The sequence below is a fragment of the Rhizobacter sp. J219 genome (genome assembly GCF_024700055.1).
Taxonomy (GTDB): Bacteria; Pseudomonadota; Gammaproteobacteria; order Burkholderiales; family Burkholderiaceae_C; genus Rhizobacter.
Map to the genome: position 1 here is coordinate 506,765 of NZ_JAJOND010000001.1, position 13,649 is coordinate 520,413.

The 13,649-nt window shown below is 68.3% G+C and carries 13 protein-coding genes; 5 read left to right on the forward strand and 8 right to left on the reverse strand.

Going from position 1 to position 13,649, the window contains the following annotated elements; all coding sequences use genetic code 11:
• Positions 1-125 precede the first annotated feature (125 nt).
• On the reverse strand, positions 126-1,193 hold the full coding sequence (locus LRS03_RS02375) for a LacI family DNA-binding transcriptional regulator (protein ID WP_257823689.1): 1,068 nt from the start codon (positions 1,191-1,193) through the stop codon (positions 126-128).
• Between the two features lie 164 nt (positions 1,194-1,357).
• Here LRS03_RS02375 and LRS03_RS02380 point away from each other — a divergent pair, with 164 nt between their 5' ends.
• Positions 1,358-2,341, forward strand: a complete 984-nt coding sequence (locus tag LRS03_RS02380) for an aldo/keto reductase (RefSeq protein WP_257823690.1) — start codon at positions 1,358-1,360, stop codon at positions 2,339-2,341.
• Between the two features lie 7 nt (positions 2,342-2,348).
• Here LRS03_RS02380 and LRS03_RS02385 read toward each other — a convergent pair whose 3' ends face one another.
• Together LRS03_RS02385 and LRS03_RS02390 are read right to left on the reverse strand one after the other, a co-directional pair.
• Positions 2,349-3,506 carry an MFS transporter gene (locus tag LRS03_RS02385; RefSeq protein ID WP_257823691.1) on the reverse strand — a complete coding sequence of 386 codons (1,158 nt, stop codon included), beginning with the start codon at positions 3,504-3,506 and terminating at the stop codon, positions 2,349-2,351.
• 56 nt (positions 3,507-3,562) lie between these two features.
• A complete protein-coding gene (locus LRS03_RS02390) occupies positions 3,563-4,573 on the reverse strand; it encodes a D-2-hydroxyacid dehydrogenase family protein (protein WP_257823692.1) in 1,011 nt (336 codons plus the stop codon).
• Between the two features lie 102 nt (positions 4,574-4,675).
• Here LRS03_RS02390 and LRS03_RS02395 point away from each other — a divergent pair, with 102 nt between their 5' ends.
• The 3 genes from LRS03_RS02395 to LRS03_RS02405 all read left to right on the forward strand — a co-directional run bounded on the left by LRS03_RS02395 (position 4,676) and on the right by LRS03_RS02405 (position 8,390).
• The gene (locus LRS03_RS02395; protein WP_257823693.1) at positions 4,676-5,182 is read left to right on the forward strand and encodes a DUF1993 domain-containing protein; all 507 of its coding nucleotides are present in this window, start codon (positions 4,676-4,678) and stop codon (positions 5,180-5,182) included.
• On the forward strand, positions 5,182-5,829 hold the full coding sequence (locus LRS03_RS02400) for a LysE family translocator (RefSeq protein ID WP_257823694.1): 648 nt from the start codon (positions 5,182-5,184) through the stop codon (positions 5,827-5,829). The genes LRS03_RS02395 and LRS03_RS02400 overlap by 1 nt, the downstream gene beginning before the upstream one ends.
• Before the next feature lie 140 nt (positions 5,830-5,969).
• Positions 5,970-8,390 carry a penicillin acylase family protein gene (locus LRS03_RS02405; protein ID WP_257823695.1) on the forward strand — a complete coding sequence of 807 codons (2,421 nt, stop codon included), beginning with the start codon at positions 5,970-5,972 and terminating at the stop codon, positions 8,388-8,390.
• A gap of 227 nt (positions 8,391-8,617) precedes the next feature.
• Here LRS03_RS02405 and LRS03_RS02410 read toward each other — a convergent pair whose 3' ends face one another.
• Together LRS03_RS02410 and lexA are read right to left on the reverse strand one after the other, a co-directional pair.
• Positions 8,618-8,920, reverse strand: coding sequence for a helix-hairpin-helix domain-containing protein (locus tag LRS03_RS02410; RefSeq protein WP_257823696.1), 303 nt, complete (start codon positions 8,918-8,920; stop codon positions 8,618-8,620).
• An 8-nt stretch (positions 8,921-8,928) separates the two neighbouring features.
• The gene (lexA, locus tag LRS03_RS02415) at positions 8,929-9,603 is read right to left on the reverse strand and encodes a transcriptional repressor LexA (RefSeq protein WP_257823697.1); all 675 of its coding nucleotides are present in this window, start codon (positions 9,601-9,603) and stop codon (positions 8,929-8,931) included.
• A gap of 57 nt (positions 9,604-9,660) precedes the next feature.
• Here lexA and LRS03_RS02420 point away from each other — a divergent pair, with 57 nt between their 5' ends.
• A complete protein-coding gene (locus LRS03_RS02420; protein WP_257823698.1) occupies positions 9,661-10,605 on the forward strand; it encodes an asparaginase in 945 nt (314 codons plus the stop codon).
• On the opposite strand, the gene LRS03_RS02425 is transcribed toward LRS03_RS02420, so the two are convergent.
• The 3 genes from LRS03_RS02425 to LRS03_RS02435 all read right to left on the reverse strand — a co-directional run bounded on the left by LRS03_RS02425 (position 10,602) and on the right by LRS03_RS02435 (position 13,620).
• Positions 10,602-11,030 carry an organic hydroperoxide resistance protein gene (locus LRS03_RS02425; RefSeq protein WP_257823699.1) on the reverse strand — a complete coding sequence of 143 codons (429 nt, stop codon included), beginning with the start codon at positions 11,028-11,030 and terminating at the stop codon, positions 10,602-10,604. The two genes, LRS03_RS02420 and LRS03_RS02425, sit on opposite strands and share 4 nt — an antisense overlap.
• A gap of 43 nt (positions 11,031-11,073) precedes the next feature.
• Complete coding sequence (locus tag LRS03_RS02430; protein ID WP_257823700.1) at positions 11,074-11,574, reverse strand: MarR family winged helix-turn-helix transcriptional regulator; 501 nt, start codon at positions 11,572-11,574, stop codon at positions 11,074-11,076.
• Between the two features lie 93 nt (positions 11,575-11,667).
• Entirely contained in the window at positions 11,668-13,620 is a 1,953-nt protein-coding gene (locus LRS03_RS02435; protein ID WP_257823701.1) for an ABC-F family ATP-binding cassette domain-containing protein, read from the reverse strand.
• Between the last annotated feature and the right edge of the window lie 29 nt (positions 13,621-13,649).

The window sequence follows — 13,649 nt, forward strand, 5'->3', positions numbered from 1 at the left end:
CAGACGTAACGCAGTTACATCCAGCGAAAGCCTCGATTGCAGGCTGGACGCGACTTTAGTGAACCTTCTGAATCGAGAAAGAGCGGGCTTACCCTAGTCTCGGGGATGTACCTGAGGTACGGGTTTCAGGTGTCGCGCGGTACCAGCGTCAGTGGCAACACCACCGACGGTTCGTCGTCGAGCACGACACGCACGGCGCTTTCGCCTTTTTCGACGCCGTCCTGCCGCACGGTGGTGAGGCCGGCTGCGGCGGCCGCGGGGATGTCGTCGAAGCCGACCACCGACACCAGCTCCACCTTCGGCCAGCTGCGCATCGCGCCCATCGCGGCGAGCGCGATGCGGTCGCTCATCGCGACGACCGCGATGCGCTGGTGCTTGCAGAGGCGCGCACGCTCCTGTTCCACGGCGCGCAGTGCGGCGGCTTCGGGGTCGCCATCGTCGACGATGTGCCAGACGATGCGCGAGGCATCGAAGCCGGCGCGCCGGGCGGCCTGCGCGTAGCCGGCCACGCGCTCGCAGGTATTGAACGGGCTGCGCGGCGCACGCGCGGCCTGGGCGCGCTTCATCGGCTCTTCGTCGACGAAGAAGCAGAGCACCAGCACCACGTCGGGCTTGGCCTTGAGCGCATGCGTCATCGCGAGCTCGGCGCCGCGCCGGTCGTCGAGGCACACCGAGGGCGCGCCGGGCACCATGGTGTCGACCACCACCAGCGGCAGCGGCGCGGCGCGCACCATCGACGCAAATTCCGGTGCCACCTCGGCATGGAAGATGAGTGCATCGGCGGTGGTCTTGAAGGCCACGTCGAGCGTCGGCTCGATCTGGCGCGAGAACATGGGGATGAGCTGCAGCGTGAGCCCGCGTTGCTGGAGCTGCCTCGCCACCCCGCGCATGAAGTCGAGTGTGAGCGGGTCGTTGAAGGCGTAGGGCAGGTCGTGGTGGAACACCAGCGCCACCTCGCGCAATTCCTTGCGGCGCAGCGCGCGGGCCTTCGGGTCGGGGCCGAAGTAGCCGAGTTCGCGGGCGGTGGTGAGAATGGTCTCGCGCAACTCCTTGGAGAGCTGCTCCGGCCGGTTGAACGCGTTGGAGACGGTGGTGCGGCTGATGCCGAGCGTGGCGGCCACGTCGGCGAGCGTCAGGCGCACCCGGCCGCTGCGGGCTCCGGTCTGCACGGAGGAGGTCTCGTCGGTGGCCATCGGGGTCTCGGAAAGTCGCGGGCACTATAGCCTCGCCGGCCGGGCGGTCTGATTCGCGATACATGCCGGTTACGGCATCGCGCCCGCTGCAAACGGGATTGGACGCGGGCGGTGCGGCTCTCTATCCTGCGCGGCTCACCCAAAGAGCCTGCAGGAGACAACCCATGCAATACCGCCCCCTCGGCCGCACCGGCTGGAACGTGTCGACCGTGAGCTTCGGCGCCTGGGCCATCGGCGGCACCTGGGGCGCGGTGGACGACGAAGCGTCGATGAAGGCGCTGCACCGCGCGCTCGACCTCGGCATCAATTTCTTCGACACCGCCGACGTGTATGGCGACGGCCACAGCGAGCGCCTGATCGCACGTCTGCGGCGTGAGCGCTCGGAGCCGTTCTACGTGGCGAGCAAGGCAGGCCGGCGCCTGTCGCCGCACACGGCCGACGGCTACAACAAGGCCAACCTCACCGCCTTCATCGAGCGCAGCCTGAAGAACCTCGAGGTCGAGGCGATCGATCTGCTGCAGCTGCATTGCCCGCCGGTCGAGGTGCTGTACCGGCCCGAGGTGTTCGACGTGCTTGATGGGCTGGTGAAGGCCGGCAAGCTGCGCCACTACGGCGTGAGTGTCGAGAAGGTCGAAGAGGCGCTGAAGGCGATCGAGTACCCCGGCGTGCAGTCCATCCAGATCATCTACAACATCTTTCGCCAGCGGCCCGCCGATCTCTTCTTCGGCGAGGCGCAGCGGCGCGGTGTGGGCATCCTCGCGCGGCTGCCGCTGTCGTCGGGCCTGCTGAGCGGCAAGCTCACGCGTGAGTCGACGTTTGCGCAAGACGATCACCGTAACTTCAACCGGGAGGGCGCGGCCTTCGACAAGGGCGAGACCTTCTCCGGCCTCGACTTCGAATTGGGCCTGCAGGCGGTGGAGTCACTGAAGCCGCTCGTGCCCGCCGGCCCAACGCTGGCGCAGTTTGCGCTGCGGTGGATCCAGATGCACCCCGCCGTGACCTGCAGCATTCCGGGGGGGCGCTCGCCGAAGCAGGTGGAGGACAACGCCGCCGCGGCCGACCTGCCGCCGATCACGTCGGAGACGATGCAGGCGGTGCAGCAGGTCTACGAGCGATTCGCCAAGCCCTACGTCCACCAACGCTGGTGAGCGGGCCTCAGACCTTGCCGCCGAGCCGGATGGTCTGGCGCTGGGCCCACACGCTCAGCGAGATGGCGATGAGCGTCCACGCCAGCGCGATCCAGTGGAGATTCTGGTAGAGGTCGGTGCCCGACGCGCCCATCGCCTCGTGCGCCGCCACCACGATGCCGCCGCCCGCCGCACCGACGGCCTGGCCGAGGTAGATGGCCGATGAGTTGAGCGCCATGAGCGCGGTGGCGAGATGCGGCGCTGCCAGCCCGAGCCGCGCCTGCTGGGCAGAATTGGACGCAAAGCCTCCCAGGCCCCACGGCAGGACGACGAGCGCCATCGTGATGACGCTCGTGGCCAGCGGCCAGACCAGCATGCTGAAGGCCGTGCCGATCATCGCGAGCGCTACGATGCGCGCAGCGCCCACGCGGTCGATGTAGCGCGAGAGCAAGAGGTTGCCGAGCAGGCCGAAGGCACCCGTCCAGAAGAAGAGGAAGCTTGTCTCGGCGGCGTTGGCGCCGATCACCTGGCGGTAGTAGGGCGCCATGTAGGCGAAGAGCGTGAACTGCCCTGCACCCGAGAGCGCCGTCACGAGCACGATCGCCATCAGCACCGGGTGCGTGAACACCTCGCGCCACTCGGCCAGCCGCATGGTCGGCGGCTTGATGCCGTCGGGCATCACCACCCACACCCACCAGGCCGCGCCGGCCGACAGCACCGTGACGAGCCCGAAGGCCCAGCGCCAGCCGAAGGCTTCGCCGATGAAGCTGTGCACCGGCATGCCGACCACCGAGGCGACCGACCAGCCGAGGAAGATGAAGATGATCGAGCGGCCGCGCTCCTCGGGCGGGGCGACGAAGCCGATGGCGGCCGCCGCCTGCGGCGTGTAGACCGCAGCGGCCACCACGCAGAGCGCCCGCAGCGGCAGCAGCAGTGCGTAGTTGGGCGCGATGGCCGAGAGGCCGTGGCCGATGGCGAACCACACGAGCGCCAGCACCAGCAGGCGGCGCCTGTCCCAGTGGCCGAGCAGGGCGGCCAGCACCGGGGCGCCGAAGCACATCATCACCGCCGCGATCGAAATCAGCTGCCCGCCGAGCGCCACGCTCACCCCGAGCGAGCGGATCAGGTCGTTCAGCGAGCCGGCCACCACCATCACGCCGCAGCCGATGGCGAAGTTGCCGGCCATCAGGGCCCATCGGGCACGTGTGACTTGCTGGTGCGGTGTGAGCTCGCCTGTGGCCGTCATCCGCGCAGGACTTTCAGCGCAGCCGGGTTGACGATGCCCGTCGGGTTGCCGTTGACGAAGTTGACGACGTGGTCGAAGGCCGCGCCGAAGTACATCTCGTAGCTGTCTTGCTCGACGTAGCCGATGTGCGGCGTGCAGATGGCGTTTTCCAGGCGCAGCAGCGGGTGGCCTTGCAGGATGGGCTCGCTCTCGAACACGTCGACGGCTGCCATGCCGGGGTGGCCGCGGTTGAGCGCCGAGACGAGCGCGCCTTCTTCGATCAGCTCGGCGCGCGAGGTGTTGATGAGCAGGGCGGTCGGCTTCATGCGGGTCAAGTCGTCGAGCTTGACCATGCCGCGCGTCTCGTCGGACAGGCGCTTGTGCAGGCTGAGCACGTCGGACCGCTCGAAGAAGGCTTCGCGCGACTCGGCCGCCGTGTGGCCGGCCGCCACGGCCTTCTCGCGCGAGGACTCGCTGCCCCACACGATGACCTTCATGCCGAAGGCGCGGCCGTAGCCGGCCACCAGTTCACCGATGCGGCCGTAGCCCCAGATGCCGAGCGTCTTGCCCTGGAGCACCATGCCGATGCCGAAGTTGGACGGCATCGACGCCGACTTCAGGCCCGACTGCTGCCAGGCCCCGTGCTTCAGGTTGCCGATGTACTGCGGCAGGCGCCGCATGGCGGCCATGATCAGCGCCCAGGTCAGCTCGGCCGGCGCCACCGGGGAGCCCGAGCCTTCGGCCACCGCGATGCCCAGCCGCGTGCAGGTGTCGACGTCGATGTGCGGCCCCACGCGCCCGGTCTGCACGATCAGCTTGAGCTTGGGCAGCTTTTCCAGCAGCTGGCGCGGGAAGTGGGTGCGCTCGCGGATCAGCACCAGCACTTCGGCGTCGCGCAGGCGCACCGAGAGCTGGCCGATGCCCTTGACCGTGTTGGTGAAGACCTTCGCGTTGAGGTGTTCGAGGCGCGCGGCGCACTTGAGCTTGCGAACCGCGTCTTGGTAGTCGTCGAGGATGATGATGTTCATCAGGCGGGCAGTGAGGCCATCTCGGAAGGACCGGTCGATTGTGCCCCGTCCGCAGTAGCATCCCGGCTCCAAAAAGTACCGACACCACAACGGAGATTCCCCATGTCCATCACCATGCACTCGGCCAGCGTGCCCATGTTCGTCCGCATGCTCGGCAACCTGGTCAAGTTCATCGAGAAGGCCGAGGCCCATGCGCAGGCGAAGAAGTTCGACCCGGCCGTGTACCTGACAGCCCGTCTGGCGCCCGACATGCTGCCCTTCACCCGGCAGGTGCAGATCGCGTGCGACACGGCCAAGTTCTGCATGGCCCGCCTGGGCGGCGTCGAGGCGCCCAAGCACGAGGACAACGAGGCGAGTCTGGGCGACCTGAAGGCGCGCATCGCCAAGACGCTCGCGTTCATCGAGTCGGTGCCGGCCGACCAGATCGTCGGCACCGAAGACAAGGACATCAACGTGCCGCGCCGCGACGGCGTGCTGGTGATGAAGGGCGAGGCCTACCTCAAGCATTTCGCCACGCCCAACTTCTACTTCCACGTGACCACCGCGTACGCGCTGCTGCGCCACTACGGCGTGGAGCTGGGCAAGGCCGATTTCCTCGGGGGTGCCTGATGCTCGGATCGTTGGGCATCCACGACCTGCCGCTGTTCATCGCGGCCGGGCTGCTGCTCAACATCACCCCCGGGGCTGACATGCTCTATGTCGCCGGCCACGCCGCCAGCGGCGGCCGGCGGGCCGGCCTGATGGCGGCGCTCGGCATCGGGGCGGGCTGCCTCTTCCATGTGGCGCTGGTGACGGTCGGGCTGTCGGCGGTGCTGGCCAGTTCCGAGCTGGCCTTCAACCTGGTGAAGTGGGTCGGTGCCGGCTACCTGGTGTGGATGGGCCTCGGCATGCTGCGGGCGCGGTCGGACGCGGCACGCGAGACCGCCGAGTCAGCGGCGCCCGACACGCACGGCGTGTTCTGGCGCGGCGTGCTGACCAACGCGCTCAACCCCAAGGTGGCGCTTTTCTTCCTCGCCTTCCTGCCCCAGTTCATCGCGCCGGAAGCCAGGCATCAGGCGCTCGGCCTTGCGCTGCTGGGCCTGATCTTCACGGTCAATGGCACGCTGGTGACGCTCGCGTTCGCGTGGCTGGCCGGCACGGCGCGCGAGCGCTTCTCGCAGCGCGTGCAGGGCGGTCGCCTCGGGTTGTGGTGCCAGCGCGCGGCGGGCGTGGTGTTCATCGGGCTGGGGCTGCGGCTCGCCGCCAGCAGCCGCTGATGCTCGCCCGGATCCTGGCAAAAAGCACGAATCGCGGCACTTGAGCCGGGCCGTCCGACGTTCGTCGGTTCGCAGGATGGCCACCGGGCCTTGCATCCGGTTACGCTGCGGCCCGTTCGATGGAGACAGGACGACAACACATGAAATGGATACGTCGCGGCGCCTGGGCGCTGCTGTGGCTGGCGCTCTTCGTGGCGGTGGCCTTGTGGATCTACAGCCGGCGTGTGCTGCCCACCACGCAGGGCACGATCACGCTGCAGAGCGGCCCCAAGGCCGAGCTGCGCATCGAGCGCGATGCCGACGGCATCCCCACCATCAAGGCAGCCACCCGCGACGATGCGTTCTTCGGCCTTGGCTACGTGCATGCCCAAGACCGGCTGTGGCAGCTCGAAACGCACAAGCGCATCGCCAGCGGCCGCCTGGCCGAAGCATTCGGCGCCTCGGCGCTCGAGACCGACAAGTTCCTGCGCGCGCTCGGCGTGCGCCGCGCTGCCGCCGAGCAGTGGGGCCAGGTCAGCGCCGAGGGGCGTGCGGCGCTCACCGCCTACGCCGCCGGCATCAACGCCTACGTGCAGAACGAGCTGAGCGCGCGTCCGCCCGAGTTCATGCTGACCGGCGTGCAGCCCGAGCCCTGGGTGCCCGAAGACAGCATGGGCTGGGCCACGATGATGGCCTGGGACCTGGGGGCCAACTGGTCGGGCGAACTGCTGCGCCTGCGCCTGGCGTTGCAGTTGCCGGTCGAGCGCATCCAGGAGCTGCTGCCGCCGTACCCCGGTGAAAAGCCGCTGCCAACGGCCGACTACGCGGCGCTCTTTCGCAGCCTGAAGCTCAATGCCAACCTGGGCCAGACGGCGCTGAGCGCGGCACCCGAGTCGGGCATCGAAGGCGTGGGCTCCAACAACTGGGTGCTGGCCGGCTCGCACACCGAGACGGGCAAGCCGCTGCTTGCCAACGACCCGCACCTGAAGCTCACCGCGCCGGCGCTGTGGTACTTCGCCCGCCTCGAAGCCCCGGGTTTCAAGGTGGCCGGCGCCACCATGCCCGGCCTGCCGATGGTGGTGCTGGGACAGAACGAGCGCATCGCCTGGGGCTTCACCAACACCGGGCCCGACGTGCAAGACCTCTACCTCGAGCGCGTCAACCCGAGCGACTCCGGGGAATACCAGACGCCCGAGGGCTGGGCCAAGTTCACGAGCATCACCGAGACCATCAAGGTGCGCGGCGGAGACGACGTCACGCTCACTGCCCGCGCCACGCGGCATGGCCCGGTGATCTCTGACGTGGGCGGTGCGACCGAGGGAATCGTCTCCGCCCAACGTCCGGCGTACGTGCTGGCCATGCGCTGGACGGCGCTGGACAAGGACAGCGGCACGCTCGACGCGGCGCTTGCCTTCAACAGCGCACGGTCGGTGGCCGAGTTCATCGCGGCCTCGGGCAAGCACCTGGCGCCGATGCAGAACATGGTGGTGGCCGATGCCGACGGCCACATCGGCATGGTCTCGGCCGGCCGCATCCCGGTGCGCAAGCCCGAGAACGACCTCAAGGGCCTGGTGCCGGCACCTGGCTGGGACGCCCGCTACGACTGGGCTGGCGTGCTGGAGCCGACCTGGACGCCGCGCGAGACCGACCCGCCTCGCGGCTGGATCGCCACCGCCAACCAGCGCATCCACGGCCCCGAGTACCCGCACTTCCTCACCAGCGAATGGGCGGCGCCGTACCGCCAGCAGCGCATCGAGCAGCTGTTGAACGCCAAGCCCAAACACAGCCTGGAGAGCCTGCGGGCGATGCAGGCCGACGTGGTGTCGCTCGGCACGCAGCGGCTGCTGCCCTTCCTGCGCAAGGCGCAGTCGCAGCACCCGCTGGCGGGCGCGGCCCAGAAGGAGCTGGCCGCCTTCGACGGCACCATGGCCGCCGACAAGGCCGCACCGCTCATCGCCTGGGCCTGGGCGCGGCAGCTCACGCTCGGCATGTTCCGCGACGAGGTGGGGGCGGTGCAGTTCGACCGGCTGATCGCCACCCGCAGCTTCCGCGAGGGGCTTGAACGCACGCTGGAGCGCAACGATGCCTGGTGGTGCGACGACAAGGGCACGCCGGCGCAAGAGAGCTGCCAGGACCAGGTCAACGCCGCCTTCACCCGCGCGCTCGACGAACTGCAGGTGCTGCAAGGCGCCGACGTGTCGAAGTGGCAATGGGGCCAGGCGCACCAGGCGCGTTCGGAGCACCGGCCGTTCAGCCGGGTGAAGCTGCTCGCCAAATACTTCGAGCTGCGCACGCCGGTGGGTGGCGACACCTATACGGTGAACGTCTCGCGCGTCTCGCAGAAGCCCGATGCGACCACGGGCGAGCTGTACCTCGACGAACACGGCCCGTCGTTCCGCGCGGTGTACGACCTCGCGGACCCGGGCAAGTCACGCTTCATGCATTCGACGGGGCAGTCGGGGATCGTCTTCTCGCCGCAGTACCGGAGCTTTGTCGATCGCTGGCGTGAGGTGCAGGGCGTGCCGGTGTGGGCGTCTGAGCCGGCCAAGCGGGTGTTGGTGTTGAAGTCGCGGCCGTCTTGAATCGGAGCAGCGTGAAGGGCGTGGGGTGAACGGCTGCGTTCATGTCCCCCTTCGTTGACCCTCACGGGTCAACGAATTCCTCCTAATACTTCACCCCGCCGTTCACCCCACGCCCTTCCCGCGAGACAGTGGTGGCGTGCGTAGAAGAGGCCGGTCGCGAACGGGCAGGGCGGTGCCCCGCCGCTGCGCTCTCGCTCAGCGCTCTCACGTCCGCCCGACGAGCGCCACTAGACCTGCCCGAACAGGGCCTTGCGCTGTGCGGTGTAGTTCCACCACGGCGCGGGCTCGGCCCCGCCCATGAAGTCGGTGGCGGCCATGAAGGTGTCGAGCACGCAGGGGTCGTGGCGATGGCCCGTGACGGCGCACAGCTTCTGATAGAGCACGAAGGCATCTTTGCCGCGCAGCTCTTTTGGCTGGTGGATGCCGATCAGCCGGAGGTCTTCTGCCAAGGCCGGGCCGATGTTGGGGAGCTGCTCCAGGCGCTCGCACTCTGCCGCACTTCGGGCTTTGGGTGATTTGATCGAGGCCATGCTTTGCCTCACATCATCATGTTGTTGCGAATCAAGCCGACGGCGATGCCTTCGAGTTCGAAGTCGACATCGCCGAACGGGATGACGATGGGCTTGAAGTCGGGGTTCTCGGGCAGTAGTTCGATGCTTGTGCGGGTGCGGCGGAAGCGCTTGACCGTCACGTCATCGCCCAGGCGGGCGACCACGATCTGGCCGTTCTTCGCGTCTTTGGCTTTTTGCACGGCGAGCAGGTCGCCGTCCATGATGCCGGCGTCTCGCATGCTCATGCCGCGCACCTTGAGCAGGTAGTCGGGGCGGCGCGGGAACATGCTCGCTTCCATCAGATACGTCTGGTCGATGTGCTCCTGCGCAAGGATGGGGCTGCCGGCGGCCACGCGGCCCACCAGCGGCAGGGTGAGCTGCGACAGGCTGGGCAGGGGCAGGCTGAACTGCTTGCCGCGGATCTCGTTCAGTGCGCGCAACGTGTCAGACTTGAGCCGGATGCCGCGTGACGTGCCGCCCACGAGTTCGATGACGCCTTTGCGTGCGAGGGCCTGCAGGTGCTCTTCGGCGGCGTTGGCGGAACGGAAGCCCAGCTCGCTCGCGATCTCGGCGCGGGTGGGCGGGGCGCCGGTGCGCTCGATGGCGCTTTGCACGAGATCGAGGATCTGCTGTTGGCGTTCTGTGAGCTTGGGCGCTTCCATCGGGGGCCGTCCTGAGGTTTCATCCAGTGCCTGTATTTTCATCCAGCTCAGCGAGAAATGCAAAACACTTCTAGGACGATCGTGGTGCTGGGCACCGGCGGCACCATTGCCGGCACGGCGGCCGATGCGGCTGACAACGTCGGGTACACCGCGGCGCAGTTAGGCGTCGAGGCGCTGGTCAAGGCGGTGCCCGCGTTGGCGGGCCTGCCGCTCGAATGCGAGCAGGTGGCGCAGGCCGACAGCAAGGACATGGGCTTTGCCGTCTGGCGCGCGCTCGCGCAGCGCACGGCTCATCACCTCGCGCGTGACGATGTGGCCGGCGTCGTCATCACCCACGGCACCGACACGCTGGAGGAGACCGCGTATCTCCTGCAACGTGTGCTCGCGCCGGCCAAGCCCGTGGTAATGACGGCGGCCATGCGGCCTGCCACGTCGATGCAGGCGGACGGCCCCCAGAACCTGCTGGACGCCGTGACCGTGGCGGGAGTGCCGGGGGCACAAGGCGTGCTGGTCGTGCTGGCCGGCACGCTGCACGCGGCAGCCGGCGTCCGCAAGGCCCACACCTACCGAGTGGACGCGTTCAGCTCAAGCGATGCCGGGCCGCTGGGAGTGGTGGAAGAGGGCGCCGTGACGGCCTGGCGCGCATGGCCCCAAGGCGAAGCGCTCGGGCTGCAGTGGCTGCCGATGGAGGCGGATGCCTGGCCGCAGGTCGAGATCGTGACGAGCCACGCGGGCGCGAGCGGTGCGCTGGTGCGCGCGGCCTGCGAGATCGGCGTGCAAGGCCTGGTGGTCGCGGCCACGGGAAATGGCACGGTGCACGCGGCGCTGGAAGCAGCCTTGCTCGAAGCCCAGGACCAGGGCGTGACGGTGTGGCGCAGCAGCCGCTGTGGCAACGGCCGGGTGTTGGCGCGGCCCGACGACATGCTGCCGTCGGCCGGCGCGCTCACGCCCGCGCAGGCGCGGGTGGAGCTGATCCTTCAGTTGCTCACGCCGTCGGTTTAGACGACGGTCAAGGTCACGTCGATGTTGCCGCGGGTGGCGTTCGAATACGGGCACACCTTGTGGGCGGCGGCGACCAGCGCTTCGGCCTGGGCCTTCTCGAAGCCCGGCACCTTGACGGCCAGGGCCGCCTGGATGCCGAAGCCACCGCTGGCGAGCGGGCCGATGCCCACGTCGGCGGTGATCGACACGTCATCGGGCAGCTTGATCTTCTGCGCGCCCGCCACGGCCTTCATCGCGCCGATGAAGCAGGCCGAGTAGCCGGCGGCGAAGAGTTGCTCGGGGTTGGTGCCCGGGCCGCCGGCGCCGCCCAGTTCCTTCGGGGTGCTCAGGTTGACCTTGAGCGCGCCATCCGACGATTCGGACGTGCCGGTGCGGCCGCCGGTGGAAGTGGCGTGGGCGGTGTAGAGGACTTTTTCGAGGGCCATGTGAAGCTCCGTTCTGGGTGGGTGAAAGGGTGGATGGGGGTGGTCAATGTGCCGCCGCGGCATCACCCGCGGTGGCGTCAAGGAGATTGCTGCGCAGCTGCTGCAGGCGTTGCGTGAGGCCTTCGATCTCGTGCACGTCGCATTGCATCGCTTGGCCGAGCTGAATCGGCACACGCTTGGCCTTCTGGCGCAGCGCGCGGCCTTCCGCCGTGAGGTGGACAACGACACGGCGCTCGTCGTCGGCGGCGCGCTCGCGCGTCAGCCAGCCGGCCGCTTCCATGCGCTTGAGCAGGGGCGTCAAGGTGCCGGAGTCGAGGAAGAGACGCTCGCCCAACTCGCCGACGCTGCAGCCATCGCGTTCCCACAGCACCAGCAGCGCGAGGTACTGCGGATAGGTGAGGCCGAGCGGCGCGAGCAGCGGCTTGTAGAGCTTGGTCATCGCCAGCGACGTCGAATACAGCGCGAAGCACAGCTGCTGGTCGAGTTGCAGCCAGTCGGTGCGAGCTTGCTGTGTGGCGGTCGAAGGGTTGCGGGCGGAAGGCATGGATCGAATGCTACATCAATTGAGCAATTAAATTGTGAGCAACATAATTTCCATGGCCTGACAAAGGGCATTGATCTTTGAGGGTGAGGCCGCTCAGGCGCCGGCCGAGAACTCGTCGATCTGCGCGGTGAGTTCTAGCCAGCGGCTCTCGGCCTGCTCGGTCTCGTCACCGATCTGCTTGAGGCGTTTGCCCTGCTCCACCCGCTGGGCCGGAGTGAGGTCGGCGCGGGCCGAGGCGGCCTCGATGTTGCCCTTTTCCTGGGTCAGCGCGGCGATGCGCTTTTCCAGGGTTTCCAGCTCGCGGCGCAAGGGTTTGGTCAGCTCGGCGAGCTTCTGGCGGGCCTGGCCGGAGGCCTTGCGGTCGTCGCGCTTGGCCGGCGCGGCAGCGGCAGGGGCTGTCGCCGCCGCCTTCTTCTCCTTGACTTTGGCAGACGCACCTTCCTTGGCCGCCCGCGCCATCTCGCGCGAGGTTTCGAGCAGCCACTTCTGGTAATCGTCGAGGTCACCGTCGAAGGGCTTCACGGCGCCGTCGCTGACCAGCCAGAACTCGTCGCACACCTCGCGCAGCAGCGCGCGGTCGTGGCTCACGAGCATCACCGTGCCCTCGAATTCGTTGAGCGCCATCGAGAGCGCTTCGCGGGTGTTGAGGTCGAGGTGGTTGGTGGGCTCGTCGAGCAGCAGCAGGTTGGGGCGTTGCCACACCAGCATCGCGAGCACCAAGCGTGCCTTTTCTCCGCCGGAGAGCGTGCCCACGGCCTGGTTGACCATGTCGCCGGTGAAGCGGAAGTTGCCGAGGAAATCGCGCAGCTCCTGCTCGCGCGCCTGCGGGCCGACGTCGCGCGCGAGGCGGATCATGTGCATCAGCGGGCCGTCGCCGAGCGAGAGCACGTCGAGCTCCTGCTGGGCGAAGTAGCCGATCGACAGGCCTTTGCCTTCGGTGACCTCGCCGCTCACCAGCGGCAGGTCGTGCGCGATGGTCTTCACGAGCGTCGACTTGCCCTGGCCGTTGGCGCCGAGGATGCCGATGCGCTGGCCGGCGAGCACCGAACGGTTGACGTTCGAGACGATGGGCACGCCGTCGTAGCCGCAGCTCATCATCGAAAACGCGAGCATCGGGTTGGGCAGCGACACCGGCTCGCGGAACTCGAACTGGAAGTCGGCGCTGGTCAGCACCGGCGCGAGCTTTTCCATGCGCGCCAGGGCCTTCACCCGGCTTTGCGCCTGCTTCGCCTTGCTGGCCTTGGCCTTGAAACGGTCGATGAACTTCTGCAGGTGCGCCATGCGCTCCTGCTGCTTGGCGTAGTTGGCCTGCGCCTGCAGCATGCGCTCGGCGCGCATCTCTTCGAAGGCGGTGTAGTTGCCGGTGTAGCGGGTGAGACGGGTCTCGTCGAGGTGCAGGGTGACCCGGGTGATCGCATCGAGGAACTCGCGGTCGTGGCTGATCACGAGCATGGTGCCGTCGTATTTCTGCAGCCAGGCTTCGAGCCAGACGAGGGCGTCGAGGTCGAGGTGGTTGGTGGGCTCGTCGAGCAGCATCAGGTCGGCCGGGCACATGAGCGCGCGCGCGAGCTGCAGGCGCATGCGCCAGCCACCCGAGAAGCTGTCGACCGGGTCGTCGAGCTGGTCGAGGCGAAAGCCCAGGCCCATCAGCAGCGCCTGCGCCTTGGGGCGGGCCTCGAAGCCGCCGGCTTCGGCGATCTCCTGGTGCGCCTCGGCCATGGCATTGCCGTCGTCGGCCGCTTCGGCGGCGGCGAGCGCGGCCTGGGCCTCCATGAGCCGGGTGTCGCCTTCGAGCACGAAATCGGTGGCGCCCTGGTCGGTCTCGGGCATGTTTTGCGCGACCTCGCTCACGCGCCAGCGCGGCGGGATGCTCACGTCACCCGCGTCGGACTGGAGCCGATGCGTCAGCAGGGAGAAGAGCGAGGACTTGCCGGCCCCGTTGCGCCCCACCAGGCCGATCTTCTCGCCCGGCTGCAGGGTGACGCTCGCGTCCTGCAGCACGATCTTCGTGCCGCGGCGCAGGGTGACGTTCTTGATGACTATCATGCTGACAACGGATTCCTACTCAATTCACC